Annotated in this window: 13 protein-coding genes and 2 pseudogenes; 9 read left to right on the top strand and 6 right to left on the bottom strand. The window is 70.6% G+C overall.

What is annotated here, in order from left to right; translation table 11 throughout:
* Positions 1-48: 48 nt before the first annotated feature.
* Entirely contained in the window at positions 49-723 is a 675-nt protein-coding gene (locus tag ACWC9T_RS00075; protein WP_030288117.1) for a Crp/Fnr family transcriptional regulator, read from the bottom strand.
* Between the two features lie 152 nt (positions 724-875).
* Complete coding sequence (locus tag ACWC9T_RS00070; RefSeq protein ID WP_449818798.1) at positions 876-1,913, bottom strand: ArsR/SmtB family transcription factor; 1,038 nt, start codon at positions 1,911-1,913, stop codon at positions 876-878.
* A 109-nt stretch (positions 1,914-2,022) separates the two neighbouring features.
* Between ACWC9T_RS00070 and ACWC9T_RS00065 the strand changes: the two genes are divergently transcribed.
* Positions 2,023-2,859, top strand: a complete 837-nt coding sequence (locus ACWC9T_RS00065) for an isocitrate lyase/PEP mutase family protein (RefSeq protein ID WP_449818797.1) — start codon at positions 2,023-2,025, stop codon at positions 2,857-2,859.
* A 57-nt stretch (positions 2,860-2,916) separates the two neighbouring features.
* On the opposite strand, the pseudogene ACWC9T_RS00060 reads toward ACWC9T_RS00065, so the two are convergent.
* Together ACWC9T_RS00060 and ACWC9T_RS00055 are read right to left on the bottom strand one after the other, a co-directional pair.
* A pseudogene (locus tag ACWC9T_RS00060) lies at positions 2,917-3,542 on the bottom strand (RraA family protein).
* Between the two features lie 169 nt (positions 3,543-3,711).
* Positions 3,712-4,500 carry an alpha/beta fold hydrolase gene (locus ACWC9T_RS00055; RefSeq protein WP_449818796.1) on the bottom strand — a complete coding sequence of 263 codons (789 nt, stop codon included), beginning with the start codon at positions 4,498-4,500 and terminating at the stop codon, positions 3,712-3,714.
* Positions 4,501-4,630: 130 nt separating this feature from the next.
* Here ACWC9T_RS00055 and ACWC9T_RS00050 point away from each other — a divergent pair.
* Positions 4,631-4,894: pseudogene (locus tag ACWC9T_RS00050) on the top strand (hypothetical protein); the annotation flags it as partial.
* 115 nt (positions 4,895-5,009) lie between these two features.
* Here the strand turns inward: ACWC9T_RS00050 and ACWC9T_RS00045 are convergent.
* Positions 5,010-5,996, bottom strand: a complete 987-nt coding sequence (locus ACWC9T_RS00045; protein WP_449818795.1) for a DMT family transporter — start codon at positions 5,994-5,996, stop codon at positions 5,010-5,012.
* Positions 5,997-6,060: 64 nt separating this feature from the next.
* Here ACWC9T_RS00045 and ACWC9T_RS00040 point away from each other — a divergent pair, with 64 nt between their 5' ends.
* Positions 6,061-6,894 carry an AraC family transcriptional regulator gene (locus ACWC9T_RS00040; RefSeq protein WP_449818794.1) on the top strand — a complete coding sequence of 278 codons (834 nt, stop codon included), beginning with the start codon at positions 6,061-6,063 and terminating at the stop codon, positions 6,892-6,894.
* On the opposite strand, the gene ACWC9T_RS00035 is transcribed toward ACWC9T_RS00040, so the two are convergent.
* Complete coding sequence (locus tag ACWC9T_RS00035) at positions 6,860-8,227, bottom strand: cation:proton antiporter (protein WP_449818793.1); 1,368 nt, start codon at positions 8,225-8,227, stop codon at positions 6,860-6,862. The genes ACWC9T_RS00040 and ACWC9T_RS00035 overlap by 35 nt on opposite strands.
* Positions 8,228-8,732: 505 nt before the next feature.
* On the opposite strand from ACWC9T_RS00035, the gene ACWC9T_RS00030 reads away from it, so the two are divergent.
* From ACWC9T_RS00030 to ACWC9T_RS00005, 6 genes are all read left to right on the top strand, one after another.
* Positions 8,733-10,250 (top strand): amino acid adenylation domain-containing protein, encoded by a 1,518-nt coding sequence (locus ACWC9T_RS00030; RefSeq protein ID WP_449818792.1) that lies wholly within the window; start codon positions 8,733-8,735, stop codon positions 10,248-10,250.
* Entirely contained in the window at positions 10,243-10,512 is a 270-nt protein-coding gene (locus ACWC9T_RS00025; protein WP_449818791.1) for an acyl carrier protein, read from the top strand. The genes ACWC9T_RS00030 and ACWC9T_RS00025 overlap by 8 nt, the downstream gene beginning before the upstream one ends.
* A gap of 5 nt (positions 10,513-10,517) precedes the next feature.
* Positions 10,518-11,474 (top strand): chlorinating enzyme, encoded by a 957-nt coding sequence (locus ACWC9T_RS00020; protein ID WP_449818790.1) that lies wholly within the window; start codon positions 10,518-10,520, stop codon positions 11,472-11,474.
* An 89-nt stretch (positions 11,475-11,563) separates the two neighbouring features.
* Complete coding sequence (locus ACWC9T_RS00015; RefSeq protein ID WP_449818789.1) at positions 11,564-12,286, top strand: thioesterase II family protein; 723 nt, start codon at positions 11,564-11,566, stop codon at positions 12,284-12,286.
* Positions 12,287-12,404: 118 nt separating this feature from the next.
* Positions 12,405-12,587 (top strand): hypothetical protein, encoded by a 183-nt coding sequence (locus ACWC9T_RS00010; RefSeq protein ID WP_449819018.1) that lies wholly within the window; start codon positions 12,405-12,407, stop codon positions 12,585-12,587.
* 312 nt (positions 12,588-12,899) lie between these two features.
* On the top strand, positions 12,900-13,132 hold a 233-nt coding region (locus tag ACWC9T_RS00005), incomplete at its 3' end, for a class I tRNA ligase family protein (protein WP_449818788.1).

Below are 13,132 nucleotides of genomic sequence, written 5' to 3'. Positions count from 1 at the left end.
CCGAAGGGCCCGTCCGACCCGGACGGGCCTTTCGCGGTGCCCGGAGCGTCAGCGCGAGCGGCGCGACAGCCGCTCGACGTCCAGCAGGACCACCGCGCGCGCCTCCAGCTTCAGCCAGCCGCGGCCGGCGAAGTCGGCGAGCGCCTTGTTGACCGTCTCGCGGGAGGCGCCGACCAGCTGGGCCAGCTCCTCCTGGGTGAGGTCGTGGGCGACGTGGATGCCCTCCTCGGACTGCACGCCGAAGCGGCGGGAGAGGTCCAGCAGGGCCTTGGCGACGCGGCCGGGCACGTCGGAGAAGACCAGGTCGGACATCACGTCGTTGGTCCGGCGCAGCCGACGGGCGATGGCCCGCAGCAGCGCGATGGAGACCTCGGGGCGGGCGTGCAGCCAGGGCTGCAGGTCGCCGTGGCCGAGGCCGAGCAGCTTGACCTCGGTCAGCGCGCTGGCGGTGGCGGTGCGCGGGCCGGGGTCGAACAGCGACAGCTCGCCGATCATCTCGCTGGGGCCGAGCACGGCCAGCATGTTCTCGCGGCCGTCCGGCGAGGCGCGGTGCAGCTTGACCTTGCCCTCGGCGACGACGTACAGCCGGTCGCCTGGGTCGCCCTCGTGGAACAGTGACTCCCCACGGGCGAGGGTGACCTCCGTCATGGAAGCGCGCAGCTCGCCGGCCTGTTCGTCGTCGAGTGCCGCGAAGAGTGCGGCGCGCCGCAGAACGTCGTCCACGTGCTTCCTCCTTCTCGGCCGTCCGGCGATTGGGCCGTCCGGCGCAAGTTCCGTTCAGTGTTCTGCATCACCAAGCATGGCGCATGTCGCTCCGATCATATGAGGAGGGGGTGTGTCCCGGGGCGCCGTGCGGGGCCATTCGTACCGGCGGGTCATCGGCCGGGGTGCCCGGCGGCCGTCGGCGTGTCGAACGTCTGGTCGTTTCGGTCGAACAGGGAGTCGCCCACCGCCGTACGGGCGGAGAGGACGGTGTGCCCGGCCCGGTGCGCGCTGGTCAGGCCGGCCGCGCGCAGGGCGGTGAGGTGCTGGGAGACGGCGGCTGCGGACAGCCCGGTGCGGCGGGCCAGCTCGGTGGTCGAGGCGGGGGAGTCCAGCTCGGCCAACAGCCGGGCGCGGGAGCGGCCGAGGACGGCGGCCAGCGCGTCGGTGCGCGCCGTGGTGCCCGGGCGGTCCTCCCACAGGGTGGCCGTTCCGCGCGCCGGGTAGATCAGCTGCGGCGGGTCCGGCGGCAGCACCCGGGTGAGCACCCGGGGCCAGGCGAAGGCCGACGGCAGGAGCAGCAGCCCGGCGCCGGCGTTCAGCCGGGTGACGGCGCAGTGCCGTCGCTCCAGCCGCAGTGCGGTGCCGTCCCAGCGGACCGTCTCGTCCAGCTCGTCCAGCATCCGGGCGGTGCCGTGCTCGGCGGCCTGCCGGGAGCGGTGGAAGACGTCCGCCGCCAGCAGCGCGCGGATCCGAGCCCAGTACGGGGCGAGCGCCAGCTCCCAGTAAGCCTCGATCTCGGCGGCCAGCCGGGGCAGCTGGGCAGCCGGGTCGCGGTGCAGCGGTGCCAGGGCGGCCGGCAGCCGGCCGCCCGCCTCGGCGGCCAGGACATCGAGGTCGGCCCGGACCTGTGGTTCGCCGGTCGCGGTGACCGTGGCCAGTTCCTCGGCGAGCGTGGGGGAGAAGGCGGCCGGGGCGGGGTTGAGGAAGTCGGGCAGATGGCCGTCGGGCGGGACCATCGCGGCCAGCCGGCCCCGGTCCAGCCCGGCGTCGGCCAGCCGCTCGCGCACCTGCCCGGCCCAGCGGCGGTGCAGTGCGGGGGCGGGGGAGTGCGCGAGGGCGCGCAGACTGGTGACCACCTCCTGCATCGGGCTGACGGCGAACCGGGTCAGCGCCAAGTCCTGTGCGGAGAAGTGGAGTTCCGTCCGCATCCGCGGCCCCCTTCGGAAGATTCAGCCCCAGCTTAAACACTGGTGGCCCGCTCGGCCGGGGCGCAGGATGCCTCCGTCCCCACCGATCCGCACGAAAGCCGGTACACCCATGTCCGACACCGGACGTCCGTCCACCACCACCGAGGCCCGCGAGCGGGCGCTGCGACTGCGCGAGCTCCTAGCGGAGGGCGTGCTCGTCCTGCCCAACGTCTGGGACGCGGGCAGCGCCGCGGTGATCGCCTCGGCCGGCGCGCAGGCGATCGCGACCACCAGCGGCGGCGTCTCCTGGTCGCTCGGGCACGGCGACGGCCAACGGCTGGACCGGGCGGCGGCGGTCGAGGCGGCCCGCCGGGTCGTCGCGGCGGTGGACCTGCCGGTCACCGTCGACGCCGAGGGCGGGTACGGGCCGCTGCCCGCCGATGTGGCCGCTACCGTCACCGAGCTGGTCGGCGTGGGCGCGGTGGGGGTCAACCTGGAGGACTCGACGGCCGTCGGCGGGCCGCTGTTCCCGGTGACCGAGCAGGCCGAACGGCTGCGCGCGGCCCGGACGGCGGCGGCCGTCGCCGGACTGCCCGAGCTGCTGGTCAACGCCCGCACCGACGTGTTCCTGTTCGGGCTGGGCGGGCTGGAGGACGTGCTGGTGCGGGCCGAGGCCTACGCCGAGGTGGGCGCGGACGGCCTGTTCGTCCCCGGGCTGCTGGACCTCGACGCCCTCACCGAGCTGTGCAAGCGCTCGCCGTTGCCGGTGAACGCGATGGCCGTCGCGGGCGGGCCGACCGTCGCCGAGCTCGCCGCCACGGGGGTGCGGCGAATCAGCGTCGGTACCGGCCTCGCCCAGCTCGCGTACACCGCGGCCCGCCGCGCCGCCGTCGAACTGCTCGGCCCCGGGACGCTGACGGAGTTCGACGGGGCGCTCGGCTTCGGTGAGCTGAACGGGCTGTACTGACTCCGGGGAAGGGTCCCGGGGACGGGCCTCGGAGGCTGACCTCGGGGGGCCTCGGGGTCAGCCGGTGAAGCCCAGCTCGGCGAGGCTCCGGTCGATCCGGGCGCGGTGGGCGGCCTCCCAGTCGTCCAGGGTCTCGGCGGCCTCCTTGGCCAGCTTCGCCCGGACCGCCTCCAGGGCCCTCGCCCGCTCGGTGGCGGGCACCACCACGACGCCCTCCTCGTCGGCCACCACGATGTCGCCGGGCGCCACCAGCACCCCGCCGCACCGCACCGGAGCGCCGTGGGTGCCCAGCTGCTTCTTCGAGCCGGGGATCGGGATGACGCCCCGGGCGATGACCGGGAAGCCCAGCTCCCGCACCTCACCGAGGTCCCGGATCAGGCCGTCGGCCACGAAGGCGGCGACGCCCCGGCGCTGCGCCACGGCGCAGACGTTGCCGCCGGCCAGGGCGTAGTCCAGGTCGCCGGACTCCACCACGATCACCGAGCCGGGCTCGGCCCGGTAGATCGCCGCGTGCAGCATCAGGTTGTCGCCGGGCGGGCACTGCACCGTGAAGCCGGTCCGGCCACCCGGGGCATGCCCGCCCAGAGCGGGCGCAGGCCGATGTCCATGACCTGGGCGCGGCCCAGGACGTCGGCCAGGGCGGTGGTGGGGATGTCCCGCAAGTCGGTGAAGTCCTGGTCCATGCTTTCTCGTTGCTCCCTCGCTGTTCTCTGATGATCAGATTGCGAGCAGACTAGGACGCGGATGTGAACGCGGGTTCACGCACTCCCCGACCGCGGGCTCCGGCGGCAAGACTCCCCGACTCCAAGGACTCCCCGGTGCCAAGGCTCCAGGACACTTCGGTTCCCGGCCTCAGGCGTAGAACTTCACCAGCTCGGGCACCAGCGCCTCGGCCGCCACCTCGTGCGTCTGGTCGGCCAGCGTCCGGTACTCGGCGCCCGGCACGGCCTCCGCCACCGCGCGGGAGGGCGCTCGCAGCAGCTCCGGGCTGGCGCCGCCGTCCAGCACCAGGGTCGGCACGGTGATCCCGGCCAGCAGGTCGACCGGGACGGTCGCGCCGGTCCGTGCGCCGAGCGCCGCCGCGTCGTACGCCAGGGTCGGCGCGACCGCCTCGAACACCGGCCACACCGGGGCGGAGCGCATCCCGTCCACCATCTCCCCGGGCATCCCGACGAAGGTCATGAAGGCCGCGACGGCGTCCCCGCGACGGTCCTCGGCGAGTGCCGCCTCCAGCTCGGTGACGTACCCGACGAAGCGTTCGCTCTGCCCCTCCTCGGTGCTGAACGGCGGCTCGTAGACGGCGAGTCGGGTCATGCCGACGCCTGCGGCGGCGGCCCGCAGCGCCAGCGCGGCGCCCGAGGAGATGCCGAAGGCGCAGGCCGAGCCGCCCGCGGCCGCGATGACGGCGGCCAGGTCCTCGATCTCGCGCTCCACGGCGAAGGGCGCGGTGTCCCCGCTGCCGCCGCGGCCGCGCCGGTCGTAGGCCCACACGGTGTGGTGGGCCGAGAGCTGCTCGGCGACCGCGACGCCCGGGTCGAAGCCGCGGTGGCCGATCGCCCCGTCCACCAGGACGACGGCCGGGCCGGAGCCGGTGACGGTGCAGGCGAGGGTGGTGCCGTCGGGGGAGACCACGGTGTTCACGGAGGTGTTCCTTCTGTCGCTCGAGTCGGTCACGGGGGTAGACCGGGACTGGTCGCAGAACTCATCGCTCCTGGCGGAAAATCTTTCGACGAGTTGTGAACCGGGGGAGCGGGCGCCGTCTCGGAGGGATATGCAACTGCGCGAGGCCGCCGACACCGCGACCGGCGAGTGGCGCCGCCCGGCCCTCCCGCACCGGCGCGCCGCCGACACCGAACGGCACGCCCACCACCTGCTGGCGGCCCTGCTGGAGCACCGGGGGGGGGAGTCCGTCGCAGGTGTGCTGCGCCAGTGGGAGCGCGCCTACCCCGGCCTGGACACCGGCCCGATCGCCGTCCTCGGCCGGATCAACCGCTGCGCCGCGCTGCTCCAGCAGACCCCCGACCCGCTCACCCGGTGCTGGACCCGCTCCACTACGGGAACCGCCTCCGCATCGCGGTCAGGGACGCGGACGGGTCAACCTCGCCGCAGCTCATACGGAGTCCGGGCCGGACCTGGTCGGCGGGGCCGGGTCAGGAGCTCGTCGCCGGGCTGGCCTCGCTCTCCCTCGTCCTGACGGGGGCCGGCTGCCGGGTGTCCGCCACGGGCGAGCGCCTGGGGAGCTTGCCCTGCGTCACTGCCAACGCGGCCCCGAGGACCAGCACCAGAGCACCGGTGCCCTGGAGCGCGCCGAACGACTCCCCGAGGAGCACGGTGGCACACAGGGTGTTGACGATCGGCACGTTGAACATCATGAGGGAAGCCCTCGCCGGCCCCACGGAGCCGACTCCTCGGTAGTAGAGGAGGTTGGCCACTGCCGCCGCACCGATGGCCAGGTAGGCCGCGTTCCACCAGACGCTGGCCGGCAGGTCCGCCCACGTCACCTTGCCGAGATCGGGGGCCGCGAGGGCGCCGAGCAGGACGGCGCCCGCACAGGTCGCGTACGTTGTGGCCCGCAGCGGGTCGACGCCCGCGAGCACTCGGGGGCCGATCAGGGTGTACGAGGCCCAGCAGACGGCGCTGAGTAGGAAGAGCGCGTCACCCAGGAGCCGGGACGAGCCCCCCGAGCCCTGTCCACCCGCACCGACGAAGAAGACCGCCGCACCGGCGAGACCGAGGCCCAGGCCCGTCACCCGAGCCCAATTCGTCTTCTCCTTGCCCGTGATGAGCAGGAAGCCGTTGGTCAGCAGCGGGCTCATCACCGGAATGAGGATGCCGGCGTCGAGGGACGGGGCGAGGGACAGGCCCCAGAAGAAGAAGCCGTTGTAGGCAAAGACACCCAGCACACCGGCGGCTGCCGCGAGCCATCCGCTGCGGGCCGGTACCCGGACCTCGCGGTTGCCGAACATCGCCACCGCGAGGAGCAAGGCCACCGCGCCGCCGCCGAAGCGCAGGAGCGCACCCACCGAGTGCGGCATGTGGTCCACGACGACCTTGGAGCTTGAGAAGGAGCTGCCCCAGAGCACCATCGTCGCCAGAAGGAGGACGTACGGATTGCTGATCCTGCCTGATGTTCCCATGGTCTGACTCTCCTTGAGTTCGCTGCCCGTGTCTTGAACGCTGGTGCGCGGCCACAATGGGTTCATGTCGAAGGCGAGCAGCTGGGTGCGGTACTGGCGGGACGAGGAACGGTCCCTGGAGGCCATGCACGCACATTTCCTCGAGCACGTGTACGCGCCGCACAGCCACGACACGTACTCCTTCGGCATCACCGACCTCGGCGCCCAGAGCTTCCGTTGCCGGGGGGCCAACCACACCAGCGGAGCCGGCATGGTGATGGCGTTCAACCCGGACGAGGTCCACGACGGCCGCGCCGCCGCCGAGTTGGGCTACCGGTACCGGATCGTGCACATCGGGCCCGCCGTCGTCCGCGGCATCCTTGCCGATGCCGCCGCCCGCCCGTCGGGCCCCATGCCACTGTTCGTCCGCCCGGTGCTGACCGATCCGACGCTCACCGGGCTGCTGGCCCGCCTGCACGGAGCGCTCGTTGACCGTGCGAGCCTGATCGAGCGGGAGGAACTGCTCACCGCGACCGTCCTCACCCTCGCCGAGCGCGGTGCGACCAGGGCGCCGCGCACCCAGGCCCTGGAGGGCACGGCGCAGCGCCGTGCCGCCTGGCGCGCCCAGGCCCGGTTGCACGAGTGCTTCGTCGACCAGCTGTCCACGGAGACGCTGGCGGCCGAGGCCGGATGCAGCCGTTACGCCCTCTACCGGGCCTTCCGTGCGGAGTTCGGCATGGCGCCCAGCGACTACCAGCGCCTGCTGCGCTTGCGCCGAGCGCGGGAACTGCTCGTCCGCGGCCTGACGCCGGCCCAGGCCGCGACGTCCGTCGGCTTCGCGGACCAGGCCCATTTCGGCAGGTGGTTCCGGCGCACGTACGGCATCACTCCTGCGATCTATCAGCGCGCGTCCCACTGAGCGTCGCTGTCCCGGCCAGCACGGGCTCGACCGGCTCCGCCGGAGTCGAGACCGGCTGCTGCGGGCCGCGCCCTGATCCCGCAGCCCGCAGCAGCGGTGCGGTCATGACGGTGGTGGCCAGGGCCACGATGGTCAGCATCCCGAGCATCTGCTGGCTGATGATGTGTGCCTGATAGCCGATCTGAATCACCACCAGCTCGGTCAGTCCGCGTGCATTGAGCAGAACCCCGAGGATGACCGACTCCCGCCAGGGCAGTCCGGTCAGTCGGGCGCACAGGCCGGGGCCGATCACCTTTGCGAGGGTCGCGACGACGATGAGCGCGAGGAGGACCAGGCCGGCGCTGCCGTCCAGGTGGAGCGACCGAAGGTTGACGTTCAGGCCGAATCCCAGGAAGAAGAAGGGGAGCAGGACGGTCTTGGCCGTCGTCGACAGCGGGGCCGCTGCCGCGACGGCGGCCCGGTTCTGCTGGGGCCAGACGAGGCCGACCAGCAGCGCGCCGATGAGCTGGTGGATGCCCAGGGCGGCCGTGAGGGTGGAGGTCGCAGCCACGGCGATCACGAGCAGGACCGCACCGGTGGGCGCCCGCTCGGCCCAGCCCTCGCGGTCGGGCCACCTCGCCGCCAACCGGCGCAGCGGCCCGACGAAGAGCGCGACCACGCCGAGCACCGCGATGGCCCGGCCCAGCACGGCGGCCGGATTCGAACCGTGTGCGAGCGAGAGGATCACGGAGAGGATCAGCCAGCTGCCACCGTCACCGACCGCCGCCGCGAAGAGGCTCAGCTGCCCGGGCCTGGTCCGGGTCAGGCCCAGGTCGCCGAGTATCCGGGCCAGCACGGGGAAGGCGGTGATGCTCAGCGCACAGCCGATGAACAACACGAAGGCCACCGGGCGGACTTCGCCGGCCATGTACTGGCCCATCAACGGCAAGGCGATCAGCGCTCCCGCCGCGAACGGCACGAGCAGGGAGGCCTGACTGATCAGCAGGGCCCGTGGCGCGGCCCCACGCAGTCGCATGGCCCCGAGTTCCTGGCCCACTCCGAACATGAACAGGACGAGGCCGAGCTGCGCCAGTCCGTTGAACATCGGGGTGGCACCGGCGGGAAAGAGGAAGCGAGCGGCGCCCGGTGCCACCGAGCCCAGTAAGGAAGGGCCAAGAAGGATGCCGCCGACGATCTCACCGGTGACGCGCGGTTGGCGCAGCAGAACTGCCACGTGTCCCAAGATGTGAGACACCGCGAGGACCGCGACCACGCCGAGCAGGAAGTGGCCGGCGATGTCCAGTGTGGCCTGTTCTGCGTCGCTCGGATCGGTTTGGACCGCAGGCTCTGTCACGTAGAGTGATACTGCGACCACCGCCGCGAGCGGCGCCAGGACCGTGAGTGCGGCTGCGGCTCGAATTCTTCCTCGATATCCGGTATGCCCGGATTTGGTCTGTTCGATTCTGGCCAAGTCTCCCCCGGATTCACCTTGCGTCGATTCGTCAATGCCATGAAGCCGGCTGCAGGACTGACCGACCTGTCCGTTGCATGCGGCTTTGGTCGTGTTGGTGCCCCAGGGGGCCGGCGCACGGCGCGGCCTCTCCTGCCTACCAAGAGTGAAGGAGAGGACACATGCCGCGACGAGTCAATCTTGGGACTCGCCCGTTCGTCCACTGCTTGTGGTGAGCATCACAACTTCTTGACGTGTTCACATGATCCATGCCAGCGTCATCGGGCCACGAACTGTGAGGCCACTGCGTCTCGGATATTGAGACTGATTCGGGGCGTAAATGGGGGACCAAATGACGCAATCCGTTTCCGTGCAGGCCGAAACCGGCCTGTTAGCGATGTTCCGGGAAGTGGCGTCCGCCCATGCGGAGCGCACTGCGCTGTCCGCCGACGGCAAGCGGTACTCGTACCGCGAGCTCGACGTCTGGTCGGACGGCATCGGACAGTTACTCAGGGACCAGGGCGTGCGGCCGGGCGGCCGCGTCGCCCTGCGCATGCTCCCCGGCGCCGAGGCGATCGCCGCCATGATCGGCATCCTGAAGGCGGGGGCGGCCTACGTCCCGCTGGACGTTCGGCACCCGCCGGCGAGGAAGAACTTCATCATCGCCGACAGCGAGGCGACCGCACTGATCGGCGATCCGGGCGAGGAGTACGCCGGTTCCGCGATCGGGGCGGTGATCGCCGAGGCGGAGATCGCCGCGCTCGCCGGACTTCCGGCCCGGCAGGCGGCGACGGCCATTGACGATCCGTCGGCCGAGGCGTACGTCATCTACACATCGGGGACGACCGGCGCCCCGAAGGGCGTGCCAGTACGGCACCACCACGCAGCTGCGCTGTTCACCGCAGCCCGAGCGGTCTTCGACTTCGATGAGCAGGACCGCTGGCTCCTCTTCCACTCCCTAGCCTTCGACTTCTCGGTCTGGGAGGTCTGGGGAGCCCTCACCACCGGCGCCGAGCTCGTGGTCCTGCCGCACTGGGCCGCGCGGTCGCCGGAGAAGTGCCTGCGGGTGATCGTGGGCGAGCGCATCACTGTGCTGAACCAGACGCCCACGGCCTTCACCGCGCTCGCCGCGGCGGCACTGCGCTCGGACCACGATCTGGCGCACCTGCGCTACGTCGTCTTCGGCGGCGAGAAGCTGGTGTCCGCGACGCTTCACCCCTGGGCCAAGCGGTACGGTCTGGAGCGGCCTCGTCTGGTCAACGGCTACGGGATCACGGAGGCCACGGTCTTCACCACCTTCCACGAAGTCGGCCTGGACGACCTGGCATCGGACCGCTCCGTCATCGGTGCCGCCCTCCCGGGCTTCCGGCTCCGGGTGGTCGGCGAGGACGGCCGGGACGTCCCGGACGGAGAGTCCGGTGAGCTCTGGCTGGCCGGCCCCCAGGTCACCGAGGGGTACCTCAAGCGGCCCGACCTGACCGGCGAGAAGTACCCCGTGGTTAGGGACCCGGACACCGGGGAGGCCGTCCGCTATTACCGCTCCGGCGACTTGGTGAACCGGCTGCCTGACGGAGCATTGGCGTACATCGGCCGTGCGGACCTGCAAGTGAAGCTCCGCGGGTACCGCATCGAGCTCAGTGACATCGAGGCCGTGGTCCGCAGCCACCCGGGTGTGCTCGACGCGGTCGTCCAGGTGCGGCAGTTCAAGGCCGGCGACGATCGACTGGTCTGCGCCTTCGTCGCCCGCGACGAGGACGGGGCGCCGACCGCCGCAGAGCTCCGCGGCCACGTCAAGGACGAACTGCCCGTGTACATGCAGCCGGCTCGCTATCTGCGACTGCCGGAGCTGCCCAGCACGGTCAACGGAAAGGTCGATCGGGCCGCCGTCGCCCGATCATGGAATGAAACGGCTAACGCTCATGAATGAAATCGTGTACATCGACCCGAAGTTGGCCGAAGCTCAGGAGCTGGTCCTGAGCTGGGCCGCAGAGATCCTCGAAGAGCCGGTCACGGCCGAGGACAACTTCCTGGACCTGGGCGGCCACTCGGCCCTCGCTCTTGAACTGGGCAACCGGATCAAGGAGCGCTTCGGCGTCGAGCTGGACATCGAGGTCCTTTTCGAGCGCAGCGTCGGCGAGGTTGTCGCCGACGTAGTCCGTCTTGCCAACACCACCGTACAGAGCGGATGACAGCGATGACCACTTCCGAGCAGACGACCTTCCCCCTGACCGAGGCCGAGCTCGAGCAGTTCGAGCGGGACGGCTTCCTCGGCCCCATCAAGATCTACGAGGTCGAGGAGATGGAGGAGCGCTGGAAGACCATCCAGCGTGAACTGCGCGACCGCACCCACGCCATCTACCCCGTGGGCTCGGGCAAGGCGAGCAGCATCTCCAACTACGACCGGCACCTGGACATCGATCTGCTGTCCGAGCACATCATGAAGCGGGAGATCGTCGACCGCGTAGCGTCGATCCTGGGCCCGAACCTGCTGTGCTGGCGCAGCGAGTTCTTCCCCAAGTACCAGGGGGACGAAGGGACCGACTGGCACCAGGCCGCGACCTTCGCGCATGCCAGTGGCACCCCCCAGATCCTGTGGCCCTCCGAGGACGGCCTGCCGGCCTTCGGCGGCACCATCACCGTGTGGACGGCCTTCACGCACTCCACCAAGGAGAACGGCTGCCTGCAGCTGATGCCCGGTACGCACAAGGTCATGAACTATGACGAGTCGAAGGGCATGGAGTACGAAGCCGAGGCATTCAACGCTCGTGAGAAGGACGGCATCAAGCGCGGCTTCTTCGGCTACGACTACCGTCAGCTCCAGAAGGACCCCGACTGGAAGCCGGACGAGTCCCAGGCCTTCCCGCTGGTGATGAAGCCGGGTGAGTGCGTGATCTTCTGGTCCACGCTCATGCACGCCTCGCTGCCGCACACCGGCACCAAGAAGGACTACCGGATGGGTTACGCCGCCCGCTTCGTGCCCACCCAGGTCCAGGTGTACCCGGGGACCGAGGAGGTGAGCGAGTACGGCGGCGGCATCGTGCTCGACGAGTACGGCACGGTACTCGTCTCCGGTGAGGACACCTACGGTCACAACCGGGTGGCAAAGGTGAACAAGCGCGGCTTCGAGTTCGTGCCGCACCAGCAGCCCTGACGGGCCACTGCGGCGGAGGCGGCTCCTGGCCGCCTCCGCCTGCTCTTTCGCCGGGCCTGCCCCGGCTCGGCCCGGCCTACTGGAGAGCGATGTCCGCTAAGCCCTATCCGCTCCTATTGCTCCATCACGCGGGTGGATCCGCTGCCTACTTCGACCCGCTGGTGAAGGCGCTGCCGCCGGGGATCCAACCCATCGCGGTGGATCTGCCGGGGCGGGGACGCAGGTGGCGTGAAGCACCGGCCACAGCGATGAACGAAGCCGTCGAGGCGTTGATGGGCGTCATCGCCGCGATCGACGCTCCGTTCGCCGTCTTCGGCCACAGCCTGGGGGCCTATGTCGGTCTGTCGCTGGCGGCCCGGCTGGAGGAGGCGGGCGCCACCAACCGGTGCGTCACCTTGTTCGCCTCGGCCAACTCCGGGCCCCGGGGCGCCGTTCTGCCGTTCGATGGCTCACCCCTGGCAGCGAGCGATGAGGAGATCTTCGAGATCGCGGCAAAGTCCGGCGGCGGGGTGACCCAGCAGATCCTCGACCATCCGCAACTGCGGCGCAGGACAGCAGATCTGCTCCGCGCGGACTTCTCGATCTCCGAGTCCTTCCTGGCCAAGGAGCGGCAGACCGTCACCGAAGCGGACATTGTGGTCTGCTATGGCGCTGACGACATCTTCACGACCGATCAGCTAGATATGTGGCGCCTGAACACCACTCAGTCGTCGGAGGTCCGCCTCTTCCCCGGTGGCCACTTCTACGTCGAACGGAATGCCTTCGCGCTGGCGGAGATCATCACTCGACGGCTGCTCGCTCCGGCCCTGTGACTGTGGGTTAAATCTGCTGGCTGCTCGATTCGTTGGTTCGGCCGACTGGCCTGAGCCGGGGATTCGCCGTTGGTGCGCAGCGCGTCGCGGAGATTGATGCCCACCCCAAGTCGCCGCACTGGATTGCGGATTCCGCGTTTCGGAGCGCCGACGCCGGGATTTCCTGGCCGGCCGTGCGGTGGCTGGGTCGAGCCTCGCTGCCGTGGGCCCGCCGCGGCGAGTTGTGGCCAGAACCGCTGGTGGCGTGCCGAGCTGGGCAAAGGGATGCCCGGGCCGGGCATCCCTTTGCCCAGCTGAGTAGTTGCGTGTCAGTTCTGGTTCTGGAATGCCGGCTCGGCAGATTGTCGTTCCCGATAGATTCCGGGCGCAGCCGACCCTGTTCGGTGGTCCTGTTCTCGAACCGGTCACCGGGTCGGTCGCGGGCGCCCAGGCGCGCTGGTGGTGGCAACCCCCTGTCCAGATCCTGATATCTCGCGGCCGAAAACTTCAACGCCACCGTTCTGCACGGATCTTGGCCCTATGATGAATCGGCCGATGGGCGTCGAACGAGATGACCGGCATTGACCGGCAGGCCCTGGAAGCAGCCACGCAGACCCGCCGGAGTAAGCAGCCGATGACATCCCCTCAGTACCACCAGGTGCCTGCCCAGGTCGACCTCCCCGCCCTGGAGCACGGCATCCTCAGCTTCTGGCGCGACCAGAGGGTGTTCCAGCGCAGTCTGGAGCAGTCCGAGGGTCGTCCCGAGTGGGTGTTCTACGAGGGCCCGCCGACCGCCAACGGCATGCCCGGTGCCCACCACATCGAGGCCCGCGTCTTCAAGGACGTCTTCCCGCGCTACCGGACGAT

It is taken from the genome of Kitasatospora sp. NPDC001159 (genome assembly GCF_053598235.1).
The sequence above is the reverse complement of the archived record's forward strand: the minus strand, read 5'-3'. Positions and strand labels throughout refer to the sequence as shown.